A 16,973-nucleotide genomic window follows, 5' to 3' on the forward strand; every position below is an offset into this window, starting at 1 on the left:
CTATACAATCAATCAAGGAACATTAGCTGCTTCACCAAACTATAACTTTACATATCAAAAAGCAGACTTAGCGATTACTAAAGCTAGTTTAGTAGGTATTACATTTAATGACAATAGTTTTACATACGATGGTACAAATAAATCATTAGCTATTACAGGTACTTTACCAAAAGATGTTGGGGTTAGTTATGTAAACAATAATCAGTCGCAAGCAGGTACATATACCGTTACTGCGAATATTACTGGTGGTAATAACTATCAAGATCAAACGCTAACTGCTGATTTAACGATTAATAAAGCAACACAAGTAATCACATGGACACAAGACTTAACAATTGGTTGTGATGGTGAAAATACATTGGTATTGAATGCAACGGCATCAAGTGATTTACCAGTTTATTATACATCATCCAATTCAACTATTGCAACTGTTATTGGAAATAGTTTGACATTCAATAAACAAGGTTCTGTAGATATTACAGCACAGCAAGATGGAAATAACAATTATTTACCTGCAACTCATGTCATAAAACAAGTGAACATGAGATTAATTGGAAAAGTCAAGAAAAAATGGGAGGATGTCTTAATTTTCGATAATTCATCAGATGATTTTGTGAGCTGGCAATGGTACAAAGATGGACAAGCAATTGTAGGTGCTCAAGGACAATATTATACATCTCCGACTCCGCTTAATGGTAGTTACATGGTAGTCGTGAAAGACAAAGATGGAAACACTACGGAAACATGCCCATTGGTTATTGTTGCAAGTCAACACAAAGGAGGTGTAAAAGTAGTTCCAAATCCTGCGCGACAAGGAACAACATTTACCATTAAAGCAGATTATCCATCTGAAGAATTGAAAGGTGCCAAAATTATGATAACAGATATCACAGGTAAATTGAACAAAGAGATCAATCAAGTTTCACCAGAAGTGGTAACTCAAGTTCCTATGGTTCCAGGAGTTTATATCATTTATTTATTCTTAGAAAATGGTAAACGTGAATCTGTAAAATTATTAGTGAATTAACTTTTGAACCTCAAAACGATGAAGAAAAAACAATTTATATTAAGCATTGCTATAGCTCTAATAGGAAATATCGGACAAGCACAAGAATGGAGTATTACGTTGAATGGAGGACCTCAAGGTTTAAATTATAATGTTTATAATGGAAAAACAACGTTAAAAACAACGTTAAAAACAAGTGGAAAAGTAGGTGTTGGTTACACCTACTTTATCAACCCAAATTGGAGCCTGATAACAGGAGCAGAATTTTCGCTCTTTCGCAATACAACTCGTTTAAATGATGAAATAAACAGTACGTATCAAGTCGATAGCGACGGTGATGCTTTCGAATATCGCGTACAAACAAAAGGTTATCAAGAAAAAAGTCGATTTTATGGCGTAACTATCCCATTAATGGTTCAATACCATACCAAAGGAACAACACAATTTTATATCAATGCAGGAGGAAAAGTAGTATTTCCATTTAGTCAAAAATCTACAATTAACGTAAATGAGATTAAAACAAGTGGCTATTACGAAGACCTTAATGTAGAATTAACAAACTTACCACAACATGGTTTTGGAACATTAAATGATTGGAAAGCTGAAAACTCAACAAAGCTAAAGACAGGTTTTACTTTGAGCGCAGAAACAGGTGTTAGTTTCAAATTGTCGGACAAAGTTAGAGTTTATACAGGAGTTTATCTCGATTATGGATTGAATGATATGGTTAAGCAAGTTGCAGTCAATAGTCCACTGGTAAACTACGAAGCAGAAAAGATGACTCAACTGGCAAATGGTGTGTTAGGATCATCAAACATGATTGATCAATCGAAACTATTGGCATATGGTATACAAATAAGATTAGGTATTGGAAAATCTAAAACACAATTACTTTTGCCACCTCAAATAGAAGAAGCTAGTTTGGAAGAAGAAGTTTTACCTTCAGTAGTCGAACCGATAAAAGAACCGATAAAACAAGAAATACCAGAGTTAAAACCTTTATCAGATAGTGACAAAAAAGAAATAGAAAAGCCAATAATTTTTGATCATTTAGGTCTTACAACTGTTTCTGTAAATCAACAAGAGCAATTGAGTAGAATTGCTGACTTACTAAAAAAACATGATTGGAAATCTATTCAAATAACTGGACATACATGTGATATAGGTACAGAAAATAGAAATCTACAAGTTGGTATGCAACGTGCGCAAGCTGTTTCTGATTACCTAATTAATAAAGGTATTCCAACTGAAAAGATTGAAATCATTTCGAAGGGTAAAACAACTCCGCTTTACCCCAATACAAATAATAACAATCGTCAGAAAAATAGACGAGTTGAAATCAATTTAAAAGAATAATTTTCTATTTTATTCATTAGTTATTGATATCATTCAAATAAATCCCTTTGTCTTTTTTAGATAAAGGGTTTTTTATGTCATTCTAAACACGGGCACTGAGGCACTCGAAGTGCAGAATCTTTTGTCACTTTTTTTAGTCAAAAAAACTAACGAAAAAAGACTTGGCCGTAAACCTCTCTACTAAAAATGTTCTCATTTCACTAAAGATTTTAAAAACCCTACGGGCTAAAACCTTTTTAACGTTGCACTCAAACATTTTTTTAACGTGAGAGTTTTAATGCCATTTTCTTCATCCTTTTTCAATATTCAAATCCACTTTCAACAATGAATTTATAAATCGTCATTGCTGAAAAGTCGAGCGTCAATTCGGCGTAGTGAGCGTTAAAAATGATTTACTGTTCACATTTTTATGTGAATGATTTAAAGCATTTAGCGAATAGCCGTTATTGACCGACTTGTAAGCACGGACTTGATTTTTTTGGTTCGTTTTTTCATCAAGGAAAAAATGAACATAAAGTACTTTCTATCACTTTTTTATTCATCGCTTATCTATTTTAATTATCGGTATTCATATGCCCTTCGGGGAATAGTCAAAAAAACTAACGAAAAAAGACTTGTCTTTGATTTTCGACGGTCAAAATAAGTTTCAGCCATTGAATGTTTTAAATCATTTGCTACGCAAACAGTAAAACATTTTAACCATGACTTTCAACTTTTTGACACTCGCCTCCAAATCATATGACATTTTTCTAATCCTTTTTCAATATTCAAATTCACCTTTAATAAGGAATTAAAAACCGTCATTGTTGAAGAGTCGAGATTGCTTTAAATAAGAATTTTAGAGTCGACATACGATTTGCAGACGAGTTTCAATCCATTGAAACAAACGTAAAAAAGATTAGTGAGCGGTAGCGAATCATTTAATCTTTTTAGTGCGTGAGATGGTAATTGAACGTCGAAAATCGCAGTCTTGACTTTTTTGGTTCGTTTTTGTGTCAAGGTAAAAATGAACATATAATCATTAATCAACTTGTAACAATTTATACCTAAGCTCCACTGGAGCTTCTCCTTTTAATTTCAAATTTTTAATTTCAAATGTTTTTTCATCAAGACTTCCCCGAAGGGCATATGAATTCATTTGAAAACAATAATAACTCATGAATAAAAATGAACGTAATAAAATAATGAACTACTAATTATCTTCTTATTCTCGTAATTATGTTCAGAACCACATTCTTAACCTCAAATACATAATACATTGTACAACAACCCTCTCAATACTAACATCTAACATCTACTTTGTACTTAATACATTGTACAACTCTAAAATCTCACTTCTCAAATCTCATATCTCATATCTAACAACTACTTTTTACATAATACATAATACATTGTACATCTAACATCTACATTCATACCAATCATTCCCCTTCATCACCTACCAATTTCGTTCACGGCTCGTCAGGTTTCAATCACTTAAAGCTATTCAGTCTACATTCGAATTGTTGCTGAACCAAATCAAATAAAGTTTAATTTAAAATCTATTAAAAATGGGAAAAATTACAGATTCTCTTTTGTCGGGTACGCGAGGACGTACAGGACGAATTGTTGTTTCGAATATCGAAGGAAATGAAATTTCTCGTATACGACCACGAAAATCAAACCGTATACCAACACCAAAACAACAAGTCATAAAAGACAGATTCAATTTTGCTGTGCAGTTTATACAAGGGTATAAAGCATTGGCTAAAACCTATTACGGAAAAAGAGCTGGTTTAAAATCACCTTACAACCAAGCTATGGCAAATTTATTACAATCTATGCCTTGTAATATGGATACGTTAACCTTTTCTATTGATTATGATGCTATTCAATTCACAAAAGGTAATTTACTCGAACCACAACCTGTAAATGTTATTGCAGACGATCCACTATCGGTAACGATTACATGGACCAATAATGCAACAGAACTTGTGGATCAAAATGACACCTTGGTTATATTGTATGTAGAAGATGGGAATACAAAAGCACAATCAACGGTTGTACAAACAACGGTAAAACGCTCCGAAGAATCATATGTACTCCAATTTCTACCCAAATATCAAGGAACAGATGTACATGTTTGGATGAGTTTTTTATCTGTCATAAAACAAGACGCTGCACCATCTGTTTACTTAGGTCAAGTCACTGTACTTTAACTATTTCCCCTCTACTTTTGGAGGGGATTTTTGTTTATATTATAATTTATTGTATATTAGACAAATACATCTTTACTACAACCATTTTCAATTTTAATTTTTAAGCGTATGAAAATTGAAGTATATGAAGAATATATCAAGTACCTGAACTTTTTTATTCATCGATATGGAGATGTAATCAAGAAAAATGAACCACAAGTCGAGGCAAAACAAGATATCCTAAACAAACAGTATATGCAAATGATTGAATATGCATTTGGCTTTATTCAAAAAATCAATTTGTTTGCGATACAAGATTATCAATCGCAACTGTTGTTTATTCCGCAATTAATTTTTTACTTCAACGATATCTGCGAATGTCCACCTCCCCCAACCTTATCAATAGATTTTAATGTTGACATAGAAGCACTTTACAAACTTTTAAAAAACAACACACAAATCACTTATAATCAAAACCAATATTTTCCTTTTCTTATTGATATTTCAGGTTTATCACACGGCTACCACCATCTCGCTGGTTTTGTTCACCGTCACAAACAAAATCAATTTGCGTATTATTGTGTTTCGATCCAAGTCAAAAGCCAAGAATTGAAAGGAAACTGGAAAAAATTTTATCATATTCCCATTCAAAAACTCAAGTTAATTTACAAAGAATGTCTGCAAAAGAACCAAACACTTTATGCTTTTGCAGCAGATACGGAATTTACTTACTATGAAATTCAGAAAGGATTCAACTACTATTTCAACTGCTCCTTTTCGGAATACGAACAAAAATTAAAAATGTTGAAAGCCTTAGAATTGATCATGTTTACCAATGCTCCATTCAAAGACATTACCATTCAAAGTGGTTTCTCCACTTATACTACCTTAAAACGTACATTTGCGAAACACCAAATTCCTTTAAAAGAAATCCCTCGATTAATTGTCTAAACTATCGAAGTACAGTCACATCTCACGGTCTTCTCGATGTTCGATGAGTTTATAGGTTAACGGTCTTGGTATAAGTTTTACGCTTAACGTTTTACGTATTTTTTTTAGTTTTACGTGACACGTATTAAGTTCTACGTTTTTATTTTTATTCTTATTAATATTCAAATCCTTTTTTAACAAAGAATTTATAAACCGTCATTGCTGAAAAGTAGAGTTTCAATTCGGCGTAGTGAGCGATATGTTTACGTAATAAGTTTTACGTTTAACGTTTTACGTTTTCATCCTTTTTCAATATTCAAATCCACTTTTTATAACATTTGAGATTAAAAATTCTTTAATGTCACTTTTTACTTGACTAAAAAGTAACCAAAAAGTCAAGGCCGTAAACCTCTCTACTAAAAATGTTCTCATTCCACTAAAGATTTTAAAAACCCTACGGGCTAAAACCTTTTTAACGCTCCATTTAACCATTTTCTTAACGTGAGAGTTTTAATGCCGGTTTCTTCATCCTTTTTCTATACTAAAATTCGTTTATAACAATGAATTATAAACTGTCATTGCTGAAAAGTCGAGATTGCTTTAAATAAGAATTTTAAAGCCGACATACGATTTGCAGACGNNAATTGAACGTCGAAAATCGCAGTCTTGACGTTTTTGGTTCGTTTTTGCGTCAAGGTAAAAATGAACATAGTTAAGCATTTAGCGAGTAATTGTTATTTATCGTCTAAGTCTTCGATACAACGTTTTACAAACGTCACTCTGACTGACGATAAAAGAAGCAGAAATGAATTTAGCGAGTAGTCGTTATTGACCGACTTGTAAGCATTATACCTAAGCTCCACTGGAGCTTCTCCTTTTAATTTCAAATGTTTTTGTGTCAAGACTTCCCCGAAGGGCATATGAATTCATTTAAAAACAATTAAAAAAGTAATGAATAAAAATGAATGAATATAGTTTTTCATAATCCTTCTTTTTAATTAAAATTCGTAGTCACTTTTAATACGGGCACTGAGGCAATCGAAGTGCAGAATCTTTTGTCACTTTTTTTATTCATTGAATATCTATTTTAATTATTGGTATTCATATGCCCTTCGGGGAACAGTCAAAAAAACTAACGAAAAAAGACTTGGCCGTAAACCTCTCTACTAAAAATGCCCTCATTCCACTAAAGATTTTAAAAACCCTACGGGCTAAAACCTTTTTAACGCTCCATTCAACCATTTTCTTAACGTGAGAGTTTTAATGCCGGTTTCTCATCCTTTTTCAATATTATAATCCCTTTTAACAACAAATTCCAAATCGACATACGATTTGCAGACGAGTTTCAATCCATTGAAACAAGCGTAAAAAAGATTAGTGAGCGATATGTTTACGTAATAAGTTTTACGTTTTTATTCTTTTTTCAATATTGATATCTCAAAACCTCATCCTTAATCTGAAAACATACTACTTAATACATAATACATTTTACATAATACATAATACATTTCACAAATCGTATATCGAATATCTAACATCTACATCCTTAGCAATCATTCCCCTTCATCACCTACCAATTTCGTTCACAGCTCGTCAGGTTTCAATCACTTAAAGCTATTCAGTCTACATTCGAATTGTTGCTGAACCAAGTCAAATAAAGTTTAATTTAATCACGTTATTCATTCTACTCATTTCAACTATACAACCATCATTTTGAGTGGAATTCTGAAAGAATTTTGTATCGAGAAAAAAGGTTTTGACGTAATTCAAAATAAGAATAAACATTAAAAAAATTTAACTTAAGAATTCGTATTATTATATCGTTCAGCAAAATAGGATTATCAGATTATAAATAACCTTATTATATAAAATATTGTAACATCTTCTAAATCTGATTTTTAGAATCGAAAAATAAATATTATTCTTTAATCAATGCTAAATTATCACTCTTTAATTTTATTTTCAACCAGTTATGCAATAGATTTTCATCAATTTCTTGTTCTGAATGATATATCACTATTGGTTTTTCTTTTAAACTATCACTATAATGTTGAATAATCCCAAAATAAACATAACGTATTGAAGGAAACAAGGATTTTATTTCACGTTCAGTAGTAGCATCTCCAATTTTTTTTTGTTCTATTTGTGTTTTTAATTGTTGTATTTGTAAATCTTTTTCTGTTACGTTTAGCTGATTTTTATTTATTTCACTTAATATTTCTTGTTTTAAATCACTATTATTTTGTCGAACAACTAAAGTTGTATTCTCTAAACCAAAATCCGCTAGCTTATTATTAAATTCTTTTATTTGTAAACTATCATATTTCTCTGTTAAAAATGCAAGTTCAATACGTTTTGGATTTGATCTAAAGTTTACATTTTTATAAATAATAGTTTTACCTTTCAACTGAAACTCTTTTTGGATAAATGTATTTACGTTTTGTGTATATCTTTTTTCTTGTAATAGATTATAGGCTAGATAGAAACTAGGTAAAATTAATAAAGACATCAAAACAGTTATAGTTAGTCGTACTTTTTTGTCTAGTGCAGGGTTTTGGGTTTGTATTGGCTTATATTTCAAATATTTCAATACCAAAAATGTAGATAAGGCAATAAAAAAACAATTTATACTATATAAATATAATGCACCCGCTAAAAACTTAAAGTTGAGAGTTGCTAAACCAAAACCTGCTGTACACAATGGTGGCATTAATGCAGTAGCTATTGCTACCCCTGGTATTGGGTTACCTTTCTCAATTCTTGTTATTGATATAGCTCCTACGACACCTCCAAAAAAAGCAATTAGGACATCATAAATTGTAGGCGATGTTCTGGCTAATATTTCTGACTCTACTTCTTTAAATGGGCTTAAATAAAAATATAAACACGAAACTACCAATCCAGCTAATGTTGCAATAAACAAATTCTTAGTAGATCGCTTTAATAGGGTAAAATCATAAGTTGCTAATGCAAAACCAGAACCTACAATTGGTCCCATTAAAGGTGAAATTAACATAGCTCCTATAATAACTGCTGTTGAATTAACATTTAAACCTATTGAAGCTATCAAAATAGCACATGCTAAAATCCATAAATTTGCTCCTTTAAATGAGATATTACTTTGTACATCCTCTTTGACCTTATTCTTATCTTCTTCTCCAATATGTAGATTGAGCAATTTGTATATTCTATTCATAGACATTTTATTGATATTAATTGTCGTACTTCATCACTACGTAGGCATTAAATATAATTATTTTAGTTTTGATTTTAGTATTTAATAAGGTGTTTTTACTTTAAATGAATATCAAGTCTATTTAGATTATAAAATTTTTCTCATTCCCCTAATTTTTGATTTAGATCGGGATCATTAGTATAGCTTAAAAGTTGATAGAACTCTTTTTTTATCAGTTAAATGAGATGGTTCAATTTTTCCATTTAACCAAGGTCTTCCTACTTTTATAAACCTGTGTCTCATTCTTAAATCTTAAACATACCAATGAAATTTTGATTGAAATTCATGTCCGTTATCTGTTTGAATTGTATTAATTCTGAAAGGAAATTTATCTACAACATAATTTATGAAATCAATTGANNATTCGTGTAGCATCATCAATTTCTGTATATTGAAATCGCTTGATTTTATGGCCATTTGCATCTTGAAAAATTAGAAATTTAACATCATCCTGTACATGATGACCTGGTGTTTCTTTTTCATATCGAATACTATGCATAGCTCTTCTAGTTACCTTTCTGTCTAATCGACCTACATTATTGCGTTTTAGAATACGATAAACACTTGATTCTGATATTAAAATATCATGATAACGTTCTAAATACAATTTAATTCGCCAAGTCCCTAATCTATGTTCTTTTCGAAGTTTTAATATTTTATTTACAATTTCTTGCTTGATTTGATTGGGAAATGTACGAGTTATTGTTTTCTTTCTAAGTAAACCTTCTTCTCCGTATTCATCATATGCCTATTTCCATTTATAACTACATTTTGTTATCTGATCAAATAATCGAGAATTAAAAATTCGAGTAAGTATTATTAATTTATTTTACTACTTTTTCTCAAAATCAAGTAGCCTAATACTCCAGCAATTAAAGATGTTAATAAAACGGCTAATTTAGCTTCATCAATTAATATTTCACTATTAAATGATAAATTAGATATAAATATAGACATCGTAAAACCGATACCAGCTAATAATCCTACACCTAAAATATGGTTTAAATTACTCCCTTCTGGTAACTGACCAATGCCAAATCTTGAGCAAATAATGGAACTTAATACAATACCTATTGGTTTACCAACTAATAAACCTAATAAAATACCTAATCCTAAAGGAGAGCTTAATCCTTCAAGCATCTCGTTATAAATAGTTATATTAGTATTAGCAAATGCAAAAATTGGAATAATAATAAAGTTTACAGGCTTTACTAAGGCATGTTCTAATCGTTCTAATGGCGATTCTTGATCAGTATTATTTGTTGGTAAAGTCATTGCTACTAATACACCTGCTATTGTAGCATGTATACCCGAATGATGTACAAAATACCATATAAATATTCCTGGAATCAAATATAAATAAGGATTCTCAACGTTTAATCTATTCATTAACACTAATACTCCTAGGCCTACACCCGCATACATTAAATACACTAAGTCTATACCTGATGAATAAAATAAAGCTATCACTAAAATAGCTATCAGATCATCCACTATAGCTAATGCAGCCAAAAAAATCTTTAAACTTATCGGAATCCTTTTGTCTAACAATGATATAACTGCTAATGCAAATGCAATATCTGTAGCCATAGGAATTCCCCATCCACCTGAAGTATCCAAACCTATATTAAAATATATATATATTAACGCAGGCACTATCGCACCACCCATTGCTGCTAAAATAGGAAGAATAGCTTTTTTAGGTGATGATAGTTCACCTTCTACAATTTCTCTTTTTATTTCTAGACCTACAAGTAAGAAAAAAATAGCCATTAATCCATCATTAATCCACATGCTTGTACTATACTTTAAATGAATCCAACTATTTTCGACTCCAAATTCATAAGATAATACACTTTTTAATGTGTCACTTAAAGATGAATTAGCTATAATTAAAGAAATCAGTACGCATAAAAAAAGAAGGAAACCTCCAAAATTACTCGACTTAATAAATTCTTTGAATATTTTTAAATTGATAGAACTAGCCATAATTTAACTTTTATTATTTTAGAGCAAGATAATAAAAAATATGCAACTTCATAAATTGGCTTTCATTGGGTAAAATATCGTCATCTCATACTAACATTTCTGGCAATAAAAAAGTTATATTCTAAAAACAACTAAACCTTAACATAATTTCTAAAGCAATTCATCAATAAATCCCCATTTTGAGTGGAATTCTAAAAGAATTTTGTATCGAGGAAAAGGTTTTTAAATAATCTGGTTAAAATAAGACTACCTTATATAGAATAATTCTAAAACTCATCAAAAATGAGATGTTTTTCAAAAAAATGAGTTCTATTTTTAAAAAATGAGTAGAATTAACAAAAATTGGTCTGTTTTTTCTAAAAATAGGTATTGACTTGCTCAATAACTTCTCTGAACTTTGTATAACATTAACCACTAACCCTTTACCGTTAACCGTAAAACACAAAAACATGAGAAAATTAATACCTATTATACAAACACTCATCTGCTACCTATTTATTGTTTTATTTGTCTATGCAGCAGTCAGTAAGCTTATCGATTTTGAGACTTTTCAAACGCAATTGGGGCAATCGCCCTTGTTAGCAAGCTATGCGATTCCTATTTCGTATGGAGTTATAACAATAGAACTGGTAACAGCGGTTCTTTTGATGTTTGATCGATTCCGAATAATTGCCTTACAGATTTCACTTTTCTTAATGGTGATGTTCACCACCTATATTGTCATTATTCTACATTTCACAGCATTTACTCCTTGTTCATGTGGTGGTGTTTTAGAAAAATTGGGATGGACGGAACATTTGATCTTCAATTTCGTATTTGTAGGAATGGCTTTAACTGGCATTAAGATAGCAAACAACTCTCAAGCATGGAAAAGCTATATCATTCAACAGGTCATTATAATTTTAATCGGGATTATTAGTGTTACCATTTTATATGGTTTATCAGAAAAAAAATCTCAATATAACAATGCGTTTACGCGTAAATACATTCCGCATTTAGCAGAAAAACTAACTACACTCAATTTAGAATCCACAGGATATTATATAGCAGGAATTGATAGTTGTTATCTCTATTTAGCCAATACAGAAACACCTTTATTTCTTAAAAGATATGATTATCTCGCTAATCAAATGAAGGATATAAAACTAGAAATTGATCAATATAAACTACCTTACAAAAGAGTGATTGCTTATGTACATACACCTTATTTTTATTTAGGAGACGGTTCGGTTGGTATTTTACTTCGAGGTAAAATTGATGATTGGAAAGCAAAGACCATTTCTAAAGGAGAGGTGTATTATAATCAATTTGTGGTAGCAGATTCTTCTAAGTTTGGGATAGCAACTTATAGTACCAAAGTAAAAGCTAATGTATTAGGATTGTTATCAGAGCATCAACTACAACTTAACTATGGCAGTCTAGAAAAACAACTCGATGGTACATTTGAGTTGGATGGCACATTACTATGGAATTCCCAATTAAAAAAGTTTATCTACGTCTATTACTACAAAAATCAGTACCTCGAATTTGATGCTGAGTTAGCTGAAATGAAAACTGGACATACCATTGATACTATTTCTAAAGTTCAGATCGATGTAGGCTATTTAAAAAAAACAAAGCAATATAAATTAGGTCCGCAAACCTTACTTGTAAACAAATTAGCAACTACTTACGATAACCAACTCTATATATCTACGGATCGACTAGGTAATTTCGAACAAAAAATAGAAGGAGCAAGTAGCATAGATCAATATGATTTGGTAAGTAAAGGCTATACTCATAGTTTTTACCTCTACCATTCACCTAAAAAGCAACTCAGAAATTTCACTATTTACAAAAACAAAATATTTGCGATTGTAGATCATGAACTTTATATCTATAACAAAAGAAAATAAATCGTTGCGCAACGCAGGGGATGACTGAAAACCTGTACAATAGAGTAAGTCACCACATTAAAATTATACAAGATGAAAACAAATTTTCTAAAAAAAGCGCTACCAATTGGGGTAGGAATGATGGCTGTTGCTTTTGCATTTGCCACTGAAAGTAAATCTTCTCAAAATAGTGAAGAAGAAGCGATGACAGGATATATTTACAATTCTGCAACAAATCATTGTGATGACGTAAAAGTTGATTGTTCAGCAACAATTGGATTACCTTGTACTGTGAACGAAAATGGAATTGAAAAAGATGTTTTTGAATTGAGAGATTTATCAGAAACTTCGTGTAGTATTCCGTTATATCGTCAATAAATATTTAAGTCTAATTTAAATAGGAACGGAGCATCATGCTCCGTTCTTTTATTTTAAATACGTATCAAACCAATTTTTTATTTTATTGGATAAAAATTGTTGATTGGTTTTATTTTTTAAGGTATGTCCTTCATGATCAAATAAAAGTAATTCGGCTTTTTTTCCTAATCGTTTTATTCCCATAAAAAAATACACACTTTGGTACCAATTTACATTATAGTCTTCTTTGCCTGTCCATATTAAAACTGGTATTTGTAATTCTTCTATATGATAAAGAGGCGAGTTTTTGTAATATTTATCTTTTAAATTATATAAACTATCACCCATTCTTAATTGGTAATTTTCTAATCGCCATAATTGATCTGACTGATTATCTATATTATAATCATGGTAATAACTAATCAAATCGGTTATAGCTGAACCAACAACTGTTGTTTTGAAAAATGTTGATTGTGTAGAAATAAAGGCTGTTTCATACCCACCAAATGAATGTCCAATTAAACCAATTCTTTTTTGATCAATTGTCGATAGTTCTACAGCTTTTTTTACCGCATTTTCTACACTGACTAAAGCTGAATAACCCGGGTTTCCAATTTCATATTCTATATCGGGTAACAAAACAAAATAGCCATCTACTACATAGTTCATGAAATTAAATCCGATAGGTGAATTTTTAGATGGTAAAGTAAATTCATTGACTTTAAACGAATTCTTTTCATAAATGTACACAACCATAGGATATGTTTTAGTTGAATCGTACTGAGAAGGGTATAAAAGAGAGCCATTCATCACGTTTCCATTTATAGATGTATAGTTTATATTTTTAGAAAAACCTAAGTCGTATTCACTTAGCTTAGAGTTGCTTTGGTAAACAAGACGCGTTGTATGATTAGTGGAAAGTTCATGAATTGAAGGTGATTCATTGTACTTTGCTTTTCTATAATACAATTTATTTTTGTTGCTATCACTGTAAATTTGATTGATTTCGGCATCAGTTCTAAAAGAATGTATCACTTTTCCCTTTTTTAAGAACGCTATTCCATGCGACTGATCATCTTTATGGAGTTTAATGATCAGTGGTTTATTCATGTCAATACTACGATTTGATGAGTTCGTTAAATTGATAGATGCCAAACGATTGTGTTCTTCTTTTTGTTCTCCAAAGGTAATTTGCTTTACTTCATTTTTATCTATACTAAACTGCCACAAATCATAGGTTGACGTTAGTAGAATAGATTTTCCATCCTCTGACCAATAGGGCTGATCAAAAGGCGGTTTGTCAGTTTCTGCTTTAGTTCTATCATAAAAAACTTGAGAAAGAACTGTTGTTAGCTTCTTATGTGTTTGCTTTTTTACATCATACAAATTCCAATGTTTTGTTTTAAAATAAGCAATGTACTCCCCATTTGGTGAAACAGAAATAAAATTAGGGTTGGTATACAGACTATCGATTATTTTATATGATTTTTTTGATTGGTAATCATTTAAATAAACATCTGCAATTTCAAAATATCTATATTGTGGTTCATATTGTTTTCTATCAAATGTCAAGGCAAAGTGGATATTACTATTAAGTGCGAATTGGTTTCCTTTTATTTCCGTAACAGAATCGTATTCATCCACAGTCCAAATAAACCGTTTATAGCCATCTTTTTGTTTCATTAATTGTTCTTTGGGATAGATCCACGTATCGTTGGTAGACCATTCTTCAATTCCTTTTAAAGAATCTTCGGTACTTTTTTCATTTAGTTGAAATTCAATAAATTGCCCATCCGTTAAAACACGAACAGATTCATCCATAAAATAATGAGAAGGATTTATTTTCAACCAATCTTCTACATTGATGAAATTCACCCTTTTTGTTTGGAATGCATAACGAACTATTTTTCTCTTTTCATTTTCTTTTTCAAGAAATGAAAAATACTGTCCATTTTTACTCCAATTATTTAGAGGAGATCGATCATTAAAAATGTACGTACCTGTATAACTTGATAGCTGATCAATAGCCTCTAATTTTGAGGTATAAAAACTGACTGTTTTTCCATCCTTAGAAAGAATTGCCAATGTAGATGAAGTAGGGCTCCAACTAAAGCTGGAAATATTATGTTTTGTAACGAATTTTTCAGTTTTGGTATCGAATAACGTCAAAACATCATCAGTTGTTAAATAAGCAAGCTGTTGATTGGTTGCATCAAATTCTACTTTTCTAATTGGTTTATTCAAAACAAGAAAGCTTTTCGAATTTCTTAAATCGATTATTTCAAGTTTGCTTTCACTTAAAAGGATTGCAAAATGTTCGTTATTAGAAAATAAACTCTTTTTTGTATTTTCTCTTTCTATTACATTTGAGGTTGAAGGATGAAATAATCGAATGATATTCTTACCTGAGAAGAACTCAGAGGTTTCAATCCAATTTCCGTTAGTGCTAATATCACGAATTGTTGTATTAGTAGACCATATACTGTCTAAATCGTGTGTATATGTTTTCTTATTTATCTCTTGACCAAAGACGTTGTAGGTCGAGAGAACAAATCCCAACAGGATGAGGAATATTATTTTACTTATTTTTTCCATTGGTACTAATTCTGATGTTTGTATGAATGCCTTTTTATGATGTTGTATTGTAGTACAACTTCTTAATAGCCTTGGTTTTGTGGTAATAGATTTGGATTAATTAAAAGTTCAGCTTCCGGAATTGGTAATAATACATCAGTTGCTTTCCAATTTGCTTTTATCGGACTTAAGACTTGATCTGCCAATTTCCATCGTTTCAAATCAAACCAACGATGGCCATGTTCTGTAAACAATTCATGTTGACGTTCCGTTACAATTGCTTCAAAAATATCTTGAGAAGATGAAGTTGTGATAGGTGTTAATCCAGCTCTTTTTCGAATACTATTTATATCCTCTTTTGCTCCATTCAAATTGCCTAATCTCAATCGTGCTTCAGCTCGAATTAAAACCTGTTCAGCAAGTCTAAAAACAATGGTATATTCTTTACTTGTTGTTGTCGCATACTTTTCTTTGTATTTGAAGGGCATTACCCAATTTTTCCCATTAGTAGTAATTTGTTTTGTCCACTGTTGTTTTCTCAAATCAGTTGGCTCAAAAGATTCAAATAGGTGAGGGGATAAAGAAGCATTAGGTGGAGGGCCAGCCTCAAAAATATAAATACCACCTTCATTAGAATTTCCACCTTCTACTTTAGCTTTTAATTGGAATAGTGTAGAACGACTTTCTTTCAAAAACTCTTTATTCAACTCATTCTCTAACTGAAATTTGCCTGAATTTATAAGTTCAGACGATTCAATTTCAGCTTTTTCCCATTTCTCTTGGTAGATGTATAGACGTGCTAATAATGCTGTAACATTATATTTGTTTGCCCTAAGGTTACTTGTAGCCGATGTAAGTTCACCTAATTGTTGTTTAGATTCAATAAGATCTTCTTCAATTTTTAAAAACACATTTTGATGACTTGTTTTTGAACTTTTTTGATTAATCGTATAATCTGTTGTCGTAATAAATGGAATATCTCCAAATAAATTGGTTAAATAGAAATAAGTTAACGAGCGGATAAATAGTGCCTCAGCTTTGTATTGTTTCTTTTGCTCATTGGTCAATCCTTTTGATTTTTCTACACCTTCTATTACCGCATTGCATTCGTATATTACTTTATAGGAACTTGTCCAAACCTCTTTCACACCACTATTTGTAGGGATAATTTGATGTTTGTAAAATAAATCCGTCACGCTGTTAGCAGTAGTATAACTATCTAACTCGTCTGAGTAAATTCCCATGTAAAAACCAGCACTAGATAAATTTCCAGCTATTAAGCTGTTATCACGTAATAATGCATATAAAGTGGTAACGGCGGCTTGTGCTGTTTGGTTATTTTCAAATACATCTTTTTGGTTCAATTGTCCTTTTGGAGAATCCAATTCCACAAAATTCTCACAACTTATTATCGTATTTCCTATTAGGAAAACGAATAAAGAATAGCTTACTATGTTTTGATATTTTTTCATAAT

At 30.9% G+C, this 16,973-nt stretch carries 10 protein-coding genes and 1 pseudogene; 6 read left to right on the plus strand and 5 right to left on the minus strand.

All coding sequences use genetic code 11. The features are described from left to right. From B3792_RS13100 to B3792_RS13115, 4 genes are all read left to right on the plus strand, one after another. A partial coding sequence (locus B3792_RS13100; protein ID WP_291069809.1) for a T9SS type A sorting domain-containing protein occupies window positions 1-1,027 on the plus strand: 1,027 nt, incomplete at its 5' end. 18 nt (window positions 1,028-1,045) lie between these two features. Continuing rightward, window positions 1,046-2,362, plus strand: a complete 1,317-nt coding sequence (locus B3792_RS13105) for an OmpA family protein (RefSeq protein WP_291069811.1) — start codon at window positions 1,046-1,048, stop codon at window positions 2,360-2,362. Window positions 2,363-3,912: 1,550 nt separating this feature from the next. Next, window positions 3,913-4,560: a DUF6266 family protein gene (locus B3792_RS13110; RefSeq protein WP_291069813.1), complete on the plus strand. Its 648-nt coding sequence runs from the start codon at window positions 3,913-3,915 to the stop codon at window positions 4,558-4,560. Between the two features lie 108 nt (window positions 4,561-4,668). Further along, complete coding sequence (locus B3792_RS13115; RefSeq protein WP_291069815.1) at window positions 4,669-5,490, plus strand: AraC family transcriptional regulator; 822 nt, start codon at window positions 4,669-4,671, stop codon at window positions 5,488-5,490. 1,897 nt (window positions 5,491-7,387) lie between these two features. Here B3792_RS13115 and B3792_RS13120 read toward each other — a convergent pair. From B3792_RS13120 to nhaA, 3 genes and pseudogenes are all read right to left on the minus strand, one after another. Then, window positions 7,388-8,665, minus strand: a complete 1,278-nt coding sequence (locus B3792_RS13120; RefSeq protein ID WP_291069817.1) for a DUF389 domain-containing protein — start codon at window positions 8,663-8,665, stop codon at window positions 7,388-7,390. Window positions 8,666-9,056: 391 nt separating this feature from the next. Beyond that, a pseudogene (locus B3792_RS14155) lies at window positions 9,057-9,437 on the minus strand (IS481 family transposase); the annotation flags it as partial. Window positions 9,438-9,523: 86 nt separating this feature from the next. After that, window positions 9,524-10,693 carry a Na+/H+ antiporter NhaA gene (gene nhaA, locus B3792_RS13125; RefSeq protein ID WP_038337095.1) on the minus strand — a complete coding sequence of 390 codons (1,170 nt, stop codon included), beginning with the start codon at window positions 10,691-10,693 and terminating at the stop codon, window positions 9,524-9,526. 449 nt (window positions 10,694-11,142) lie between these two features. On the opposite strand from nhaA, the gene B3792_RS13130 reads away from it, so the two are divergent. Both B3792_RS13130 and B3792_RS13135 read left to right on the plus strand, forming a co-directional pair. Then, window positions 11,143-12,588, plus strand: coding sequence for a DoxX family protein (locus tag B3792_RS13130; RefSeq protein ID WP_349679442.1), 1,446 nt, complete (start codon window positions 11,143-11,145; stop codon window positions 12,586-12,588). 72 nt (window positions 12,589-12,660) lie between these two features. Continuing rightward, window positions 12,661-12,945: a DUF6520 family protein gene (locus B3792_RS13135; protein ID WP_280051878.1), complete on the plus strand. Its 285-nt coding sequence runs from the start codon at window positions 12,661-12,663 to the stop codon at window positions 12,943-12,945. Between the two features lie 48 nt (window positions 12,946-12,993). Here the strand turns inward: B3792_RS13135 and B3792_RS13140 are convergent, their stop codons facing one another. Both B3792_RS13140 and B3792_RS13145 read right to left on the minus strand, forming a co-directional pair. Continuing rightward, window positions 12,994-15,519, minus strand: coding sequence for a S9 family peptidase (locus tag B3792_RS13140; RefSeq protein ID WP_291069821.1), 2,526 nt, complete (start codon window positions 15,517-15,519; stop codon window positions 12,994-12,996). 62 nt (window positions 15,520-15,581) lie between these two features. Then, window positions 15,582-16,970 (minus strand): RagB/SusD family nutrient uptake outer membrane protein, encoded by a 1,389-nt coding sequence (locus tag B3792_RS13145; RefSeq protein ID WP_291069823.1) that lies wholly within the window; start codon window positions 16,968-16,970, stop codon window positions 15,582-15,584. Between the last annotated feature and the right edge of the window lie 3 nt (window positions 16,971-16,973).

It is taken from the genome of Empedobacter sp. UBA5924 (genome assembly GCF_002431085.1).
Lineage (GTDB): Bacteria > Bacteroidota > Bacteroidia > Flavobacteriales > Weeksellaceae > Empedobacter > Empedobacter falsenii_B.

What these genes read in the sequence shown, in the direction of transcription:
- B3792_RS13140 (WP_291069821.1), bottom strand. Translation starts at nt 15,519, where the DNA reads ATGGAAAAAATAAGTAAAATAATATTCCTCATCCTGTTGGGATTTGTT.
- B3792_RS13105 (WP_291069811.1), top strand. Translation starts at nt 1,046, where the DNA reads ATGAAGAAAAAACAATTTATATTAAGCATTGCTATAGCTCTAATAGGA.
- B3792_RS13115 (WP_291069815.1), top strand. Translation starts at nt 4,669, where the DNA reads ATGAAAATTGAAGTATATGAAGAATATATCAAGTACCTGAACTTTTTT.
- B3792_RS13135 (WP_280051878.1), top strand. Translation starts at nt 12,661, where the DNA reads ATGAAAACAAATTTTCTAAAAAAAGCGCTACCAATTGGGGTAGGAATG.
- B3792_RS13120 (WP_291069817.1), bottom strand. Translation starts at nt 8,665, where the DNA reads ATGAATAGAATATACAAATTGCTCAATCTACATATTGGAGAAGAAGAT.
- B3792_RS13145 (WP_291069823.1), bottom strand. Translation starts at nt 16,970, where the DNA reads ATGAAAAAATATCAAAACATAGTAAGCTATTCTTTATTCGTTTTCCTA.
- nhaA (WP_038337095.1), bottom strand. Translation starts at nt 10,693, where the DNA reads ATGGCTAGTTCTATCAATTTAAAAATATTCAAAGAATTTATTAAGTCG.
- B3792_RS13130 (WP_349679442.1), top strand. Translation starts at nt 11,143, where the DNA reads ATGAGAAAATTAATACCTATTATACAAACACTCATCTGCTACCTATTT.
- B3792_RS13110 (WP_291069813.1), top strand. Translation starts at nt 3,913, where the DNA reads ATGGGAAAAATTACAGATTCTCTTTTGTCGGGTACGCGAGGACGTACA.